Below are 15687 nucleotides of genomic sequence, written 5' to 3' on the forward strand. Positions count from 1 at the left end.
TGTTCTTATCCGCATCGGTACGTGGATCTACTACCTTAACAGTTACTGGAACTTCATCCTTAGATCCATCTGGGTAAGTCACAACGACGGTTGCACTCTTATCACCTGGTGTTGTTGTATCTACTGGTGTCTTGTATTCAAATGTAGTGCCACTTGGAAGATCACCTACGTTACCAATTGATTTCTTAGGATCTGGAGTTTCACCTACATTGACCGTTTGGTCCTTAGGTGTTGGCGTGTTCTTATCCGCATCGGTACGTGGATCTACTACCTTAACAGTTACTGGAACTTCATCCTTAGATCCATCTGGGTAAGTCACAACGACGGTTGCACTCTTATCACCTGGGGTTGTTGTATCTACTGGAGTCTTGTATTCAAATGTAGTGCCACTTGGAAGATCACCTACGTTACCAATTGATTTCTTAGGATCTGGAGTTTCACCAACATTGACTGTTTGGTCCTTAGGTGTTGGCGTGTTCTTATCCGCATCGGTACGTGGATCTACTACCTTAACAGTTACTGGAACTTCATCTTTAGAACCGTCTGGGTAAGTCACAACAACGGTTGTACTCTTATCACCTGGTGTTGTTGTATCTACTGGAGTCTTGTATTCAAATGTAGTGCCACTTGGAAGATCACCTACGTTACCAATTGATTTCTTAGGATCTGGAGTTTCACCAACATTGACTGTTTGGTCCTTAGGTGTTGGAGTATACTTATCTGCATCTTCATTAGGAACGGCTGTAAATGAATCAAGTGCCAAAGCTGAATGGAGATCATCTGTGTTTTCACCTTGAAGGAATACAGCAGACGTATAGATAGCTGCTTCTGTAAGATCAGATGGCACAGTAAACGGTACTGAGCTAGCAGTTCCATCTGCTGTCGACGTTACAGTTGTTGCTGTTCCAATCGCTTGACCATTTTTGAACCAACGGATTTGGTATTCACGTGACGGCATCAGTCCACCAGTGGTACTTTCAGCAGTATTTCCTGGTTTAGCAAAGTGATCAGAGTTGTCATACACCAAGATGTCGTGCATTGGTTGTGGTGCGATTAGAGCAAAGTTTGTATTTGAAATATTTGCTGCCGCAAGTGATGAAGGTCCCACTGGAAGTACAGCATCAGACGTACCTTCAAACATATTTGATTGGTAGTTATTGCTCCAAATAGCATAGTTATTGACAAGAACAGTGGCATAAACATAATCCGTATTAATGTGACGGTGTTTTTGTCCAATAGTTCCATTCCACTTCATAAGATGTTCATTGTCTAAATCTTCATCTTTAACAAGTGTTCCAAACTCTTGGTCAGAAATCTTATGTGAAATTTTAAGACCGCTATTAGCCTGAGTAGCGCTCACACCATAAAGACCACGAAATGGAATACGATAGTTCCCGTCTTTATCAACTGGTACTACGACAGTTTCAGCGATATGAGAACCTTTCCCATTTCTCGCTTCATAATCTCTGATAATTTCAGCTTGAGCAGCCTTGAAATCGTCAAGCTTGTAATTAGAGTGTTCACTTTTCCATTTGTCAAAAAGACGTGTCACTTCATCATTAACGTATGAAGCTGCTACCTTAACATTTGTAGCATTAATATCGTAGCTGTCTTTTTTATACATACGTGCGTCAGAACCACTTGGGTCACGAAGTTCGTACCACACTTTACCACGGATTGTACCATAATCACCTTTACGTGAAAATTGGCCGTCCGCTTGGTCACCTGTCTGACGATCTGCTTCTGGTTTCAATAGATAGTCTTCAGAATTTGGTTTTTCTTGAAGAACTACTTGACCACCAACAATACGGTTGATACCAGCCGTGAAATCCCAAGTTTCATTCAAACGGCTAAGACGTCCGTGGAAACCTGTACGTTGGTCACCTGATTTGATGACAGTGTATTTTGTTGGATCTGGATTTTCTGCCCAAGTACGGATAGCAAACTTAGGGTCTCCTGCAAGTTTGAACTCACCTGTTGCTCCTAGGCGGTTTGCTAATGGTTTAGACAAGTCAAATACAAAAGTTCCATCTTGTTCACTTGTTGTCTTATAAACTGGTGACACAAAACCTTTACCAGTTACATACTGAAGGTAGACATTTACACCACCAAGGCGTTTTGCATCTTCTTGGTTATCGTTATTGACTGTTCCATTACGGTAAAGCCAAACTGTTCCTTGATAAGTTTGCTTTTCACCCTTCACACCCGGACTGTAGATTGCTTTCTTTTGAGCTTCATCCTGAAGTTCAGAGTCAAAAGAGCGTGTAGTTCCATTTACTGGAGAAAGGGCACGACGTGAACGTGTAGGAGCTTCCGAAGTAGAAGTAGTTTCTGGCTTCACTTTAACGGTTTGAGAAGCTGACAATGTTGCGCTAGAGCCATCTGCAAAAGTAACTACTGCAGATCCATCATTACTTACTTGAACAGAAACTGCAGTCGGATTTGAACCTTTAATTGCTTCTGTAACATTTGAAATTTCTTCAGCAGTCAATGCTGATGCATCTGCTACTGTTGTTAAGCTTGGTGCTTGAACAGAATCTGATTCTTTTTGAGTTGTAGAACTTGATTCCACAGACGCTGAGGAATTTGAGGTAGTTACTACAGGTGTTGCAGTTGTTTCTGCTGGTGCCGAATACGTTGAAGGGTTTGTTCCAGATGTAATCGTAGCACTTTCATTTTCACTTGCTGAAGTAGATACTCCATTTGCATCCGTAGCATCTGCTTCATCTGCTTTAACGGATGGTGCTGCCATCACAGCTCCGATTGCCAGTACAAGAGAACAGCCAAATAGGAAATGTTTCCCTTTTTTAATCATTCGCCAATTCTTTTGTTCTGTATTTTTTCTATTAAAATACATTTAATGATCTCCTTTTTACTATATAGTAGCTTATATGCCGTCACGACTATACCACAAATGGAGGGAAAAATCAACAAAAAATACTAAAAACGTAGACAAACACTACCAGCAATAGCAACATTGCCATTTTGTAGGTTGGGTACCATATGGTGAAAACTTTTAGGAATGCTGATGTAGCGCTATTCTTAAGAGCTTTTTACTTTCTCTATTTTTTATTTAAAAAAGACTGAAGAAAATCGTCCAAAATGGACTTTTCTTCAGTCTGAAATACTTTTATTATCCACATATGGAAGAATCCCAGCAGATAGGTTTTCTTCTCCGGTTGTTTTCTTTAAAAACCTAATTTCCTTCCTACTAACGATTTTTCCGACTTAATTGATAAGAGTACATCACAGGGATAAGGACAATAGCGAGGATGACCAGCACCAGTACATAAGAAAGCGCGAATTGAAGGCCTGCTTCAAGTAGAAGGATCAACCCTCCAAGGACCCACAACTTCCCTGCCAAGCGATGGGTTTTGTGCCAGTTATCTTCACTCTGTAAGGTCCAAGGCAGACGGATTCCAACCGTATGGTTCACTTTTAGCTTGGGCATGTAGTTGCCCATGATCACAAAGATGAGCCCTAGCAGAACCGAAACAAAAACTGATGGATTGGTAGTAGATCCTAGCGCCTTGCTATAGATGAGATAGGAGGTACTTAAGGAAACGATTGGGGTCAACCAGTAAATCGCTCTGATCATTTTTTCATTCATAGCGCTATTCTTAGAATCGCGACCGATCATAAAGATCATAAATAGATGCACCATGAGATCGAAAATAGGAAGACCAAACACAGCCAGGGGCTTTGATTGGAAGTTATTGGGCTGGCCAGCAAAATTGAAGTGAATCGGGATTTGGTTAGGCAATTGCGACCAAATCATCAGCCCCCAAAGCATGGGGAAAAGGATCACCATAGAAGTTAATAGCAATAGTTTTTTATTCGTTTTCATCAGTAGAGTCTCCTTTCAAATCAACGAGCCAGACCATTAAATCCTCCAAGACAGAAGTATTGAGTTCATAGTAAATAAAATTCTTCTCTTTTTCCTCTCGAATTAAATCTGCCTGCTTGAGGAGGCTTAAATGATGGGAAATGGTCGCTCCTGCTACATCAAAGTGGCCAGCGATATCGCCTGCGGATAATTTCCCCGCCTTTAGCAGTTCTAAGATACTTCTTCTTATCGGATTCGATAAAGCTTTAAATGTTTGCGCAAAATTCATCTCTATCTCCTCTAATCTATTTAGATTTCTTTCTAAATAGATTCTAGTACTTTCGGATGGGTTTGTCAACTCTATTTAGAAAAAAATATAAATAGTTTCTGTTGTAAAAAAATATCAGACCTAAGACCGATTCTTATAAACAGCGTCTTTTCTTAAGTTTTCTTTAAGAAATCAGCCTTATAATAAAACCATCAAATGAAGACCTCCTAACTTTGTTTGATAGAAAATCCTAAACTTTTTCATAATAATCTCCCTATAAGAGCCACCAAAACCGGTGGCTTTTTCTACGTACCTTTACGAGCATCAGCGAGTTTAGGTACGTTGACGCAGTTCGAACGACAGTGAGAACTACGTTCCTTATAATCTTTACGAGCACCAGTAAGCTTAAATACATGGATGCCGTTCGGAACTACTTTTTACAAGACAATAAAAAAAGCCTCCACGAGAGCTCTGATTTTCGATCAGAATTCTTGAGGGGCTTTTTCATCTTTTATCTTTTATCTTTTATCTTTTATCTTTTCTTACATATCTTTGTGGATGCGATAAGTATTGTAAGCAGTGACTACATTAGCAACGGCGCTGACCCTTGAGCTACGTGCAATATCGGCTTGTAGAGCATTGGCTTCCTCTTGCAGATTGACTTGCGTTTCTTGGAATTGTTGCATTTCAAGCAGATTGTAGGCTTCTGGCAAGGTAGAGGCACGGCCTTCTGCGATTAAGTTATATAGTCGGAAGAGGTCGTGGTAATTGTAAAATTTTTGCGGGAAACCTTGCATCCCTTGTTGGTAGGCTGGTTGGCTGATTTCCTGGTTATAAAGAGCCTGGACATTGGCAAGAGCTTGCTTGGCTGGGACTACAAATACAAAATATTTGATTGCAATCAACCCACCCATCAATCCGAGCATCAGTAGAAAACCGTGCATCAGGTGACTTTGTTCCAACAGAAAAATCGTAAAGGCAAAAAGAAGATTGAGGGCCAGTGTGACCGTGATTGGCCCATTGAGTCTCTTCGCTGCTTGATTTAATCGGTTTTGTTGCCGTTGAACTTCATCCCAAGCAACTGCTGCAGGGGCTGTTAGCACGCGCTTTTCATCTAATAGTTGTAAAATTTCTTGTGTCGTCATTGTAAATCTCCTTTTGTTATAAGCGTATCTTCTAGAATTGACCTTATTTTATCAAAAATCCCTCCCTAAAAAAGGGCCATGTAAACTATAGTTTCATTTTTCTTAAAAATCGAAGAATTTCTAGTTTTTTTGTCAAAAATTAAACTCTGAGTTTAATTCCATCCCTTTTTGAGGTATACTAATGGTATGCTAATTGAAAGGAAGTCCCTCTATGTCCTCATCTTCGTCATTTGGTCCAACATTCCGTAAAATTCGTGAAGCACGCGGTCTTTCTCTAAAAGAAGTCGCTGCAGATATTGTCTCTCCTCAGTTCCTCAGCCAATTTGAGCGTTCTCAAAAAGGAGTAACCATCGAGACCTTCTCTCGCCTCTTGCTGTCTATGGGGGTGGATTGGGACACCTTTTTGTCCCATTATCCTGGCTTAACCATTCAAAATTTCAGCCCCATTTTGATGAAGCACATCAATCAAGAAAACATGGATTTTCTGTCCATTATTGAGCGCTTGAAGCACGAAAAATCACCTGTTGCAGAGGAGAACAAAGAGCTCTGGCAACTCTATTTGCGTTCGCTTGAAATCAATGTCAATAACGCGATGGGAAAAGAAATCCATCTGGAAGACGCACCTGTGTCGATTCAACGAATCGCTCAAGAAGTGCCTTTTGCCTATCAAAATGAAATTGAGCAAGACTTCACCATTGCCCTTTTATCTGTCTTGCCCTATGAAGTCGTCGCTAAGATTCGAAAGGAATCCTTGGAACTTTTTGAAAGCAGTTATTCTGCTTACTCTGCCAATGCATTGGCCTCTTTACTGTTAAATCTAGCTAACTATCTTATTAAAAAAGAACTCTACTTAGAAGCTCTGAATTTTCTTCAATCAATTAACCAGCTTCGCAAGCGCAAACCGATTTTAAATACCAGTATTTCCATGCAGTTAGAATTTATGCAGGTCTATGCCCTCCTTGGCTTAAATGACAAGGAAGGGGTTTACCGTGCCAAGCAGGTCCTAAAAGCCCTGGAAGGTTTGATTGCACTTGAAAATTTCGGAAGCCCGCTTGTTCAAATCAAAACAAAATTCATGTTGCGAGTCAATGAACTCAACAAAACTGGCATTGATTTCTTCAGCGAATAAAGGCGTCTCAGACTTCAGACCGATTCTTTCGATCAGCGCCTTTTCTTAAGTTTTCTTTAAGCAAACCGCCTTATAATAAAACCATCAAATGAAGACCTCCTAACTTTGTTTGATAGAAAATCCTAAACTTTTTCATAATAATCTCCCTATAAGAGCCACCAAAACCGGTGGCTTTTTCTATGTACCTTAGTGAGTCAAGTCCAATAGGGGCTTAGACGAACTTAGGTACATTGACGCAGTTCGAACGACAGTGAGAACTACGATCCTTTTAATACTTAACGAGGTGAACTCAGAGAGTTCAACCGAATTTAGAGATATTGATGCAGTTTGAGCGAAGCGAAAACTACGGTCCTTATTCCCTTAGCAAACGTTAGTGAGCTTAGGTACGTTGATGCAGTTCGAGCGACAGAGAGAACTACGGTCCTTCTCCTTCATTTGTACAAATACTCCAATTTATGCTCGATCTATGTTATAATGAAGGGAATTTTTGTCTGAGGAGGATTTATGAAAAAAACACATTCTATGCTATTCATCCCGGGCATCATTATGCTTGGGATTGTTTTACGAACACCATTTACTACGCTTCCGACGGTCTTGTCTGACATCGCTGCTGGTTTGGGGGTAGATGTGAGCTCTCTGGGACTATTGACTAGCTTGCCACTTCTCACCTTTGCCATTTTCTCACCTTTTGCGATTCAATTTGCTAAAAAGTTGGGGATTGAGCGCCTCTTTTTCCTTGTCTTGATCGCGATTACGATCGGATCTGCCATTCGGATTATCAATCTCCCCTTCCTCTATCTGGGAACCATCTTGATTGGAGCTGGCATCGCCTTTCTCAATGTGCTGCTTCCAAGCCTGATTCAGGCGAACAGGCCCCGCCAACTAGGCATTCTGACCACCTTGTACATCACTTCTATGGGGATGTCCACAGCGATCGCCTCTTCTGTGGCCGTTCCGATCACCAAAGCCACTTCTTGGCAAGGTTTGGTCAACATCTTGACAGCCTTGTGTGCTCTTGCTTTGGTCATCTGGATTCCTAACCTTCGCTACAACCACCATCTAAAAAAGTCGGCTACTACGGAATCTAGTAGCAAGTGGTATACCAATAAATATGTTTGGGCTATCATGATTTTTGGAGGATTGCAGTCACTGCTTTTCTACACAAGTATGACCTGGCTTCCGACCATGGCTGTTCAAGCTGGCCTTTCAAAGGTTGAATCTGGACTACTTGCCTCCGTGTTCACCCTGATCAGTCTCCCATTCTCCTTGACGATCCCAAGTTTAACCACACGGTTATCCGATCGCAATCGACGCTTGATGCTTACGATTGTTGTCGGAGCAGGGATTCTGGGGGTAGCCATGCTCTTAATCCCGACCAGCAACTTCTTCTACTGGTTGGTATTAAATGCCCTAATTGGAAGTTCCGTTAGTTCGCTCTTCCCTTATCTCATGGTCGCTTTCTCCATGAAATCCAGCACACCTGAAAAAACAGCTCAACTTTCTGGACTTGCCCAAACAGGAGGCTACGTCTTTGCTGCTTTTGGCCCCATTCTCTTCGGCTACAGCAAATCCCTCTTCCACTCTTGGACACCTGCCATTCTTATGCTCCTGGTCTTAACCATTATCATGGCGATTGCCCTTTATCAGGTGGAAAAAGTCGATCATATTTTATAACCATTGTCCGGCTGGAAGTTTCGTCTTCCAGCTTTTTTGTGCACACAAAAAAGAACTAGGCTCTAGGCCTAGTTCAACGTTTTATTATGCATTAAATGAGATATGTACGTGATCGTAGTGGTTTGCTGTATCTCCACCACGGTCTGGCATTTGGTTCCATGTATTAGCTGGTCCGTAAATGTTGTCAACTGGCATGTAGAATTGTTGTTTCCAGATGATGTATGAGATACCTGCACGATCCATGTTGTCAATTGCATATTGGGCAACTTGATCTCCAAGTTCAGAACTTGTTGGAACCATTACGTCTACTGCAAGTCCTTGACCATGGTCTTCTGGATCCCCTTCACGGTAACCGCCGATATTTGTAATACCAAATTTCGCCGCGATTTCTTGACGGAAAGCTTCCGCTTGCGGTTTAAGATTTGGATCAGTTGGAAGAACGTTACCAGTTGTTGGAGTTGATGCTACTGGTTGCACTTCAGGTGCTGCAGCAGTTTCTACTGCTGGAGCTGTCTCTGCTGGAGCTTCAGGAGCAGAAGCTGGTGTTTCAGCAGGTGCTTCTGTTGCTGGAGCAGATTGAGGAGCTTCTGCTGGGGCTGCTTCTTGGTTTTGAATTTCAACATTGGCAGCTGGAGCACCGTAGCTTGGTATTTCTGGAACAGCTGGTTGTGTTGGCGTTTCTGCTCCTGAGACAGCAATTACAGGAGCTTCCGCTGGAGCTTCTTGAGTTCCCGCTGCTGGAGCAACTGGAACAGCTTTGTTATCTTCGTTTACTGGTTTAGACAAATCGTTGACAGCGACTGTTTGGTCATCAACTGTCACTTGGTTTGTTGTCAAGTCAGCACTTGCAACGGTTGCATCTGTCGCACCTGCTTGAGGAGTTTGGATTTCAACTGAAGTTACTTCTTTTTGATCATTTACTGTTGTTTTCAAAACAGTACCTGGGTAGATCAAATCCATGTTGCTGATGTTGTTCAAGTTTGCCAACACATGTACATCGATTCCAAGCGCTTCTGCGATCGAACTCAATGTATCACCATATTTGATGGTATAAGTTTGTTGGTTTTCACCGCTTTGTTGGATATCATGTTTGATTTCATCTACTGAGCGAGCTACCCAATCTTCAAGTGTTTCTGCAGTGGCTTTTGTAAATGGAATCACTGCAAGAGCTACTGTTGAAGCGATCAAGGCTTTCGTATTAACTTTTAATTTCATCTTTTATCCTCTTTTTTCTTTGTTTTTTTGCTCAATATTTTCTTGAACAAATGAACTACTACTCTATCTTATCACAATTTAAAAATAATAAAAGGTCTTTTTGTCTATTTAACAAAACTGTATTTTTCTTGTAATATTTCGTCTTTCTTGTCACATTGTTACAAACTAGTAACATAAAAATAGGGTAATGGAAGAAGAGTACGAGGGTGCAAAAGAACCTCATCTAGGAATGGTTTCTTGATGAGGTTTTGTATTTTTAAAGCAATTGAGGCCGGCTGAAAAGTTGTGTGAAAAAGATAAATTCTCTTGTGAGCATCGCTCACTGCAAGAATTTCCTATTTTCACTTTGTTTTTTACAGCCTTAGTATCTTATAACTGAACACGCCCTAAATGCTGTGTGAAAAACACAAACTGTAATAGTACTAACTTCAAAGGCACAGTAGCTGACTGGATTTTTCTCTCGCTTTAAGAGCTCGGAAAAATCCTAATCAACCTTGTGGGGGCAGGACAACGAAGCATTCTATACAACAGTGCTTCTGTCCTGCTCCCTATTTTCCTTTGAGTTGCTTAACGGCTTTGTATCTTATTTTACCTTCATGATTCTGACGAGGTTGGCGCGTTCGGCTTCTTCGAGTTTCATTTCAATATAGTAGATGGTCTCTTTGAGGTCTGGGATAGTCGCATACTCGAGTCCGTTCACTCGACGGCGGGTTTTCTCGATTTCATCTGCCATGAGTTGGCAGCTTTTTTCGATTTCCGCTAACTTGAGCAAATCTGGGAGTAGATCCCCCATTTCTTGGATCGTGCTATCCATTTGACTGTTGGAGGCTAAGTAGCTATAAACCACGTCCCCTTCATCATCTCCGTATGGATTATCGATACGAGCATGGAGCTTGGGCACGCGCACACTCATGACATTTTCTTCCTCAATATGAAGCATCACTTCTCGCGTAGGAACGGCAAAGATTTCTTCCACCATGAGGTCGCTCTCTAAGGACTTGGCCATCACGAAATCTTGCATATTGCCCACCAGCGCTGCCTCTACTTTTTGGCGCAGACGATTATTCTCACGCACAGCTTCAATAAAACGGCGCATGAGTTCATCCCGCTTATCCTTGAGCAACTTGTGCCCTCGGGTTGCTGTCTTGAGGCGCTCTTTGAGAATATTAAGCTCCATCCGAGTTGGTTTTACATTTAATCGTGCCATAGGCTAATCCTCTTTGTTTGGCAGATACTTGTCAATCATCTCATCCTTGATCCGTTTAAGCTCTGTTCTTGGAAGAATGGATAAGAGTTCCCAACCGAGATCCAAACTTTCCTCAATCGTCCGATTGGTGGTAAAACCTTGATTGATGTATTCCTGCTCAAAGCGGTCCGTAAATTTAACATAGAGCTTGTCGGTATCTGACAAGGCAGACTCCCCAAGCACTACAGCCAGTTCTTTGGCTTGTTTCCCTTGGGCGTAGGCCGCAAAGAGCTGGTTCATAGTCGCCGCATGGTCTTCCCGAGTCTTGCCTTCACCAGAACCCTTGTCCTTCAAACGAGAAAGGGATGGAAGAACATTAATCGGTGGGCGGTAACCACTATTATAGAGATCGCGGGACAGAATAATCTGACCTTCGGTGATGTAGCCTGTCAAGTCAGGGATGGGGTGGGTGATGTCATCTTCTGGCATAGAGAGGATCGGGATTTGGGTCACAGATCCTTTCTTTCCAACCAAGCGTCCTGCACGTTCGTAGAGGGTTGAGAGGTTGGTATAAAGGTAACCTGGATAGCCCCGACGACCTGGAACTTCCCGGCGGGCAGCGGAGACTTCCCGAAGGGCTTCACAGTAGTTGGTCATATCTGTCATGATAACCAAGACGTGCATGTCTTTTTCATAGGCCAAATATTCAGCAGCTGTCAAGGCGATCCGAGGAGTCGCAATCCGTTCGATAGCTGGGTCATTGGCTAGATTTATGAAGAGAACAGAGCGGTCAATCGCACCTGTCTCCCGAAGGTCGTTCATAAAGAACTCGGCTTCTTCAAAGGTAATTCCCATAGCCGCAAAGACCACGGCGAAGTTTTCTTCAGAATTAAGAACCGTCGCTTGACGAGCAATCTGAGCCGCCAACTCCTTGTGAGGAAGACCAGAACCTGAGAAGACTGGGAGTTTTTGTCCCCGAACCAAGGTATTCAAATGGTCAATGGCTGAGATCCCTGTCTGGATAAATTCATCTGGATAGTCCCGCGAAACAGGGTTGATGGCTTGTCCATCAATGTCCAAGTACTTCTCTGGGATAATCTCTGGACCGCCATCGATGGGTTTGCCCATCCCGTTAAAGATGCGTCCGACCATGTCTTCAGACACAGGAAGTTCTAGGGGACGTCCAGTAAAGCGGACCTTGGCTTTTTCCAAATTGATCCCGCTAGATCCTTCAAAGAGCTGGACCATGGCCTTGTCTTCTTGGACTTCGAGGACTTGTCCCTGACGGGTCGTTCCGTCATGAAGCTTGATTTCTACCAGTTCATTGTAGTGAACCCCTTCGACCTGATCGACAATCATCAAGGGGCCAACAACTTCGCTGACAGTACGGTATTCTTTAATCACGCTCATTGTCTACTCCTCCTTTTGCGACGATTTGGTGTAGGGTTTCTACGATTTCTTCTTTCAGGGCTTGAATGGTTGCCAACTGATCCTCATGGATGAACTTGCTCCGGGCAATACGGTCTCGAAGAGCCACGGTTCCTTCCATGATTTCTGTGAAATAAGCTCCCAATTCTAGTGCTTTTTGACTTTCTTGATCAAAGGTCAAAATGTTGGTCAACAAGGCCACCTGCTTGCTGAAAGAGGTATAGGTATCGACCTCATCAAAGGCATTTTGTTGCAGGTAGTCTTCACGGATCATCTTGGCCGCATTCATGGTCAAGCGGTCTTTTTCAGATAAGGAATCTAGACCAACCAAGCGGACGATTTCTTGCAATTCACTTTCCTTTTGAAGCAAATTCATAGCGCGGGTCACTTTTTCAGACCAGCTGATTTGTTCATGTAGATCGATATAGCGACCGACTTCATCTTGGTAAAGCGAATAAGAACTCAACCAGTTGATGGCTGGGAAGTGACGACGTTGAGCCAATTGAGCATCTAGTCCCCAGAAGACCTTGACAATCCGCAAGGTATTTTGGGTCACCGGCTCTGAAATGTCTCCACCTGGAGGGGAAACGGCACCGATGGCGGTAATCGAACCTTCACGCGCAGTGGTTCCAAGTGTCTTGACCCGACCTGCACGCTCGTAGTATTCGGCGATCCGGCTACCAAGATAGGCTGGGTAACCTTCATCCCCTGGCATTTCTTCTAGACGACCAGACATTTCACGGAGAGCTTCTGCCCAACGAGAAGTAGAGTCCGCCATGATGGCAACGGAATAGCCCATATCACGGAAGTATTCGGCGATGGTAATCCCTGTGTAGATGGAAGCTTCACGCGCCGCTACTGGCATGTTCGAAGTGTTGGCGATCAGAACAGTCCGTTGCATGATGGATTGACCAGTCGTTGGATCGATCAATTCTGGAAATTCATTCAGAACGTCCGTCATTTCATTTCCACGTTCCCCACAACCAACGTAAATTACGATGTCTACATTGGCAAACTTGGCTACCTGGTGTTGCACAACTGTCTTTCCAGCTCCGAAAGGACCAGGAACAGCTGCAGCTCCACCCTTAGTCACAGGGAAGAAGGTATCGATGACCCGTTGACCCGTGACCAAAGGCTCTACTGGAATGAGTTTTTGTGCAAAGGGACGGCCTCGACGAACCGGCCATTTTTGCATCAAAGTACCAGTAAAGAGGCTACCATCTGCCTGCTCGATCTCATAAACCGGCTCTTTTACTGTGTAAGAACCTGTTGCGATCTTGGTCACACGTCCACTCACACCAAAGGGCACCATGATGCGGTGCTCCACCATATTGGTCTCTTGAACGGTACCGACGATGTCTCCTGCAACCACCTCTGTTCCTTCTGTCACGCTTGGTTCAAAGGCCCATTTGGTGTCCCGATCTAGATTTGGAACTTGCACCCCACGAACCAAAAAGTCACTGGCAGTAACTTCTTGGAAGCGTTCCAAGGGGCGTTGGATCCCGTCAAACATCTGAGAGATCAAGCCTGGTCCCAATTCAACAGAAAGGGGAGCTCCGGTTGTTACCACTGGTTCTCCTGGACCAACTCCAGACGTTTCTTCATATACTTGGATAGAGGCTTCGTCCCGCCGCATCTCAATAATTTCGCCAATCAAACCAAGATCGCCGACCCGGCAAATGTCTTGGATATTGGCCTCCTGCATCCCTGATGCAACCACCAAGGGACCGGAAACTTTGATAATTTTTCCTTGAGTCATGTATTCCTCCTGGGAATCCTTTGTTTCTTTGTTTTACTTTTTTGCTATCTCTCTTAGAGATTGCTTTTGTTGGCCATTGGCATCGAAATTGCTTGGATCCAACCAAGCTTCTAGTCGATGTTTGATTTCTGGCCATTCTTGGTCAATGATGGACAACCAGTCTGTATCACGGGTCCGACCTTTATAAACAACAGCCTGACGGAAACAGCCTTCATAGGTGAACCCTAAGCGCTCAGCTGCTTTGCGAGATGCTTGGTTTAAGGCATCGCATTTCCACTCATAGCGGCGGTAGCCTAAATCTTCAAACACGTAGCGCGCTAACAGATACTGGGCTTCCGTAGCCATGCGTGTCTTTTGGAGCGCTGGCGAGTAGGTCACTGCTCCGACTTCGATCACCCGGTTGGCTTGATCGATCCGCATGAGAGAGAAAGTCCCCAAAGCCTTGCCTGAATCTTTGTCTACAATCGCATAGTAAAAGCGACCTTGGGCTGTCATGAGATCATCTAATAAGTGGTCCCACTCCTCCTCATTGCGGGCAGGGCCTTTGAACAGAAAAGTCCACATAGCTGCTGGAGAGTCCGGCCCGTAGACCTGATAAAGATCTGCTCCATGTTTTTCTTTTGAGAGGCGCTCGATCACGGTATAGCGACCTTCGATCCGCTCAATAGCTGGCAGACGCCCCGGTGTAAAATCCGGCAGTGCATCGCCAATCGCTTGACCAAATTCATTTGTTCTCATAAAATATCCTGTCCTACTGCTTTTTCGACATTATCACGAATCCGCTGTTGGCCCAGTCCTGTAGTCCCTCTATGGGTCGGGATAAGGATCAGAGCCGGTGTCAGCTGCTGGTCGTAAAAAGCTACTGTATCTGGAATGGCCTGAGCAATATCCTCTGTCAGGTAAATAATCCCGAAGTTTTCCCGACTGAGTTTTCGCAAGGTATTGATCGCTTCTTGTGGCTCTGTGACCGGATAGGTTTGAAAGCCAATCAGGCGAAAAGGAAGGATGGCGTCCCGATTGCCCACAACGGCGATCTTATAGGTCTGTTTGTCCATAAATCGGTCTCATCCTTTCTTTGATTTCTGCTAGCGGAAAACCATTGTCCAAACCAGAGAGGACCAAACGAAGGTTGGTCACCTCTAACTCTTTTCCGTAAAGATAACGAACAAGAGGGAGTGGTCCATCGACTTCAAAACGGCCAGCATCTAGAAGACTGAATTTCACCAAACTTTCTAAATACTCCAACTCTACGGTCTTTAGTTGACCGGTGCGCATCTTTTCTTCATAAGTCTCTAAGGCGAGATCGTACTCCAGCGGATTGACTTGATAAAACCAGGTCAACCACTGACCGGATTCTAGCAGGTCGATCACCTGATGGGCACTGAGGCTCCCTTCATCTGAAAGTAATTGGTGCATAAAGCTATGCGGTTTTTGCTGATCCAAGGCCCGCTTGACCGTAATCGCATTGTAAAAGTCAATGGTCACGTCCACCAACTGCTTCAGAATTGGATGATCTAGACTGTCCCCTAAGTATCTCAGGTGTTTAAAATAAGCTAAATCCATCCCGATTTCGAGAACCCGCAAGTCCTGATAGTCTTGGAATTCTTGCCAGGTTGCAGCCACTTCTTCCGCCATAAAGGCCGGACAATGCTCCGCAGAAAAGGTCGCCACCAAATGCTCGAGCACATCGAGAGAATAAGGGCCGATAGGGATCAATAAGTGCCCTAACTTGCGCTCTGTCGCCTTGTGTTTTAGATAAACCTTGAGATTATGATAGGTGTATTTCAAGGTAAAAAGGCTAACCAAGTCTGACTCAGGGGCCACTTCGAAAGCCCATTGGTATTCTGCCAACAAGGCTGCCATCAGGCGGGCTTCAAGGGCTGCTAAATCCTTGATCTCCTTGCTATCTAAAGCATAAGGTGTACCTTGTAGCAAGACTTCTCGACTCTCGCTGGAGGGACTTGCAAGCAACTGCTCGAACTGACTGGGACTGACAAAACTAGCCTCACGTACGCTGATTCCTGTATTGACTTGAGAATAGGTCCGTTCGCTCATTG

Annotated in this window: 13 protein-coding genes; 2 read left to right on the forward strand and 11 right to left on the reverse strand. The window is 44.0% G+C overall.

Translation table 11 applies throughout. The features are described from left to right. The 4 genes from PCY07_RS07145 to PCY07_RS07160 all read right to left on the reverse strand — a co-directional run. The coding region (locus PCY07_RS07145; protein ID WP_301355655.1) for a Rib/alpha-like domain-containing protein at nt 1–2857 on the reverse strand (2857 nt) is incomplete at its 3' end. Nucleotides 2858–3211: 354 nt separating this feature from the next. Further along, the gene (locus tag PCY07_RS07150; protein ID WP_301355656.1) at nt 3212–3847 is read right to left on the reverse strand and encodes an SdpI family protein; all 636 of its coding nucleotides are present in this window, start codon (nt 3845–3847) and stop codon (nt 3212–3214) included. Then, entirely contained in the window at nt 3834–4115 is a 282-nt protein-coding gene (locus tag PCY07_RS07155; protein WP_003009465.1) for an autorepressor SdpR family transcription factor, read from the reverse strand. The genes PCY07_RS07150 and PCY07_RS07155 overlap by 14 nt, the downstream gene beginning before the upstream one ends. A gap of 521 nt (nt 4116–4636) precedes the next feature. Further along, nucleotides 4637–5239 carry a hypothetical protein gene (locus PCY07_RS07160; protein WP_301355659.1) on the reverse strand — a complete coding sequence of 201 codons (603 nt, stop codon included), beginning with the start codon at nt 5237–5239 and terminating at the stop codon, nt 4637–4639. Nucleotides 5240–5450: 211 nt separating this feature from the next. Here PCY07_RS07160 and PCY07_RS07165 point away from each other — a divergent pair, with 211 nt between their 5' ends. Both PCY07_RS07165 and PCY07_RS07170 read left to right on the forward strand, forming a co-directional pair. Next, a complete protein-coding gene (locus PCY07_RS07165; RefSeq protein WP_215194915.1) occupies nt 5451–6368 on the forward strand; it encodes a helix-turn-helix domain-containing protein in 918 nt (305 codons plus the stop codon). A 504-nt stretch (nt 6369–6872) separates the two neighbouring features. After that, nucleotides 6873–8042 (forward strand): MFS transporter, encoded by a 1170-nt coding sequence (locus PCY07_RS07170; protein ID WP_301355664.1) that lies wholly within the window; start codon nt 6873–6875, stop codon nt 8040–8042. Nucleotides 8043–8126: 84 nt separating this feature from the next. Here PCY07_RS07170 and PCY07_RS07175 read toward each other — a convergent pair whose 3' ends face one another. The 7 genes from PCY07_RS07175 to PCY07_RS07205 form a co-directional block, all read right to left on the reverse strand. Continuing rightward, nucleotides 8127–9257 (reverse strand): LysM peptidoglycan-binding domain-containing protein, encoded by a 1131-nt coding sequence (locus tag PCY07_RS07175; RefSeq protein ID WP_301355665.1) that lies wholly within the window; start codon nt 9255–9257, stop codon nt 8127–8129. Between the two features lie 583 nt (nt 9258–9840). Then, nucleotides 9841–10464, reverse strand: a complete 624-nt coding sequence (locus PCY07_RS07180) for a V-type ATP synthase subunit D (protein WP_003002380.1) — start codon at nt 10462–10464, stop codon at nt 9841–9843. 3 nt (nt 10465–10467) lie between these two features. After that, entirely contained in the window at nt 10468–11853 is a 1386-nt protein-coding gene (locus PCY07_RS07185; protein ID WP_003002370.1) for a V-type ATP synthase subunit B, read from the reverse strand. Next, nucleotides 11840–13630 (reverse strand): V-type ATP synthase subunit A, encoded by a 1791-nt coding sequence (locus tag PCY07_RS07190; RefSeq protein WP_301355669.1) that lies wholly within the window; start codon nt 13628–13630, stop codon nt 11840–11842. Before PCY07_RS07190 ends, PCY07_RS07185 begins: the two co-directional genes overlap by 14 nt. A 33-nt stretch (nt 13631–13663) precedes the next feature. Continuing rightward, entirely contained in the window at nt 13664–14368 is a 705-nt protein-coding gene (locus PCY07_RS07195; protein ID WP_003015412.1) for a GNAT family protein, read from the reverse strand. Next, nucleotides 14365–14685 (reverse strand): V-type ATP synthase subunit F, encoded by a 321-nt coding sequence (locus PCY07_RS07200; protein WP_003009443.1) that lies wholly within the window; start codon nt 14683–14685, stop codon nt 14365–14367. The genes PCY07_RS07195 and PCY07_RS07200 overlap by 4 nt, the downstream gene beginning before the upstream one ends. Continuing rightward, entirely contained in the window at nt 14666–15685 is a 1020-nt protein-coding gene (locus tag PCY07_RS07205; RefSeq protein ID WP_301355671.1) for a V-type ATPase subunit, read from the reverse strand. The genes PCY07_RS07200 and PCY07_RS07205 overlap by 20 nt, the downstream gene beginning before the upstream one ends. Between the last annotated feature and the right edge of the window lie 2 nt (nt 15686–15687).

This window comes from Streptococcus sp. SP1, from assembly GCF_030440005.1.
Classification (GTDB): Bacteria; Bacillota; Bacilli; order Lactobacillales; family Streptococcaceae; genus Streptococcus; species Streptococcus parasanguinis.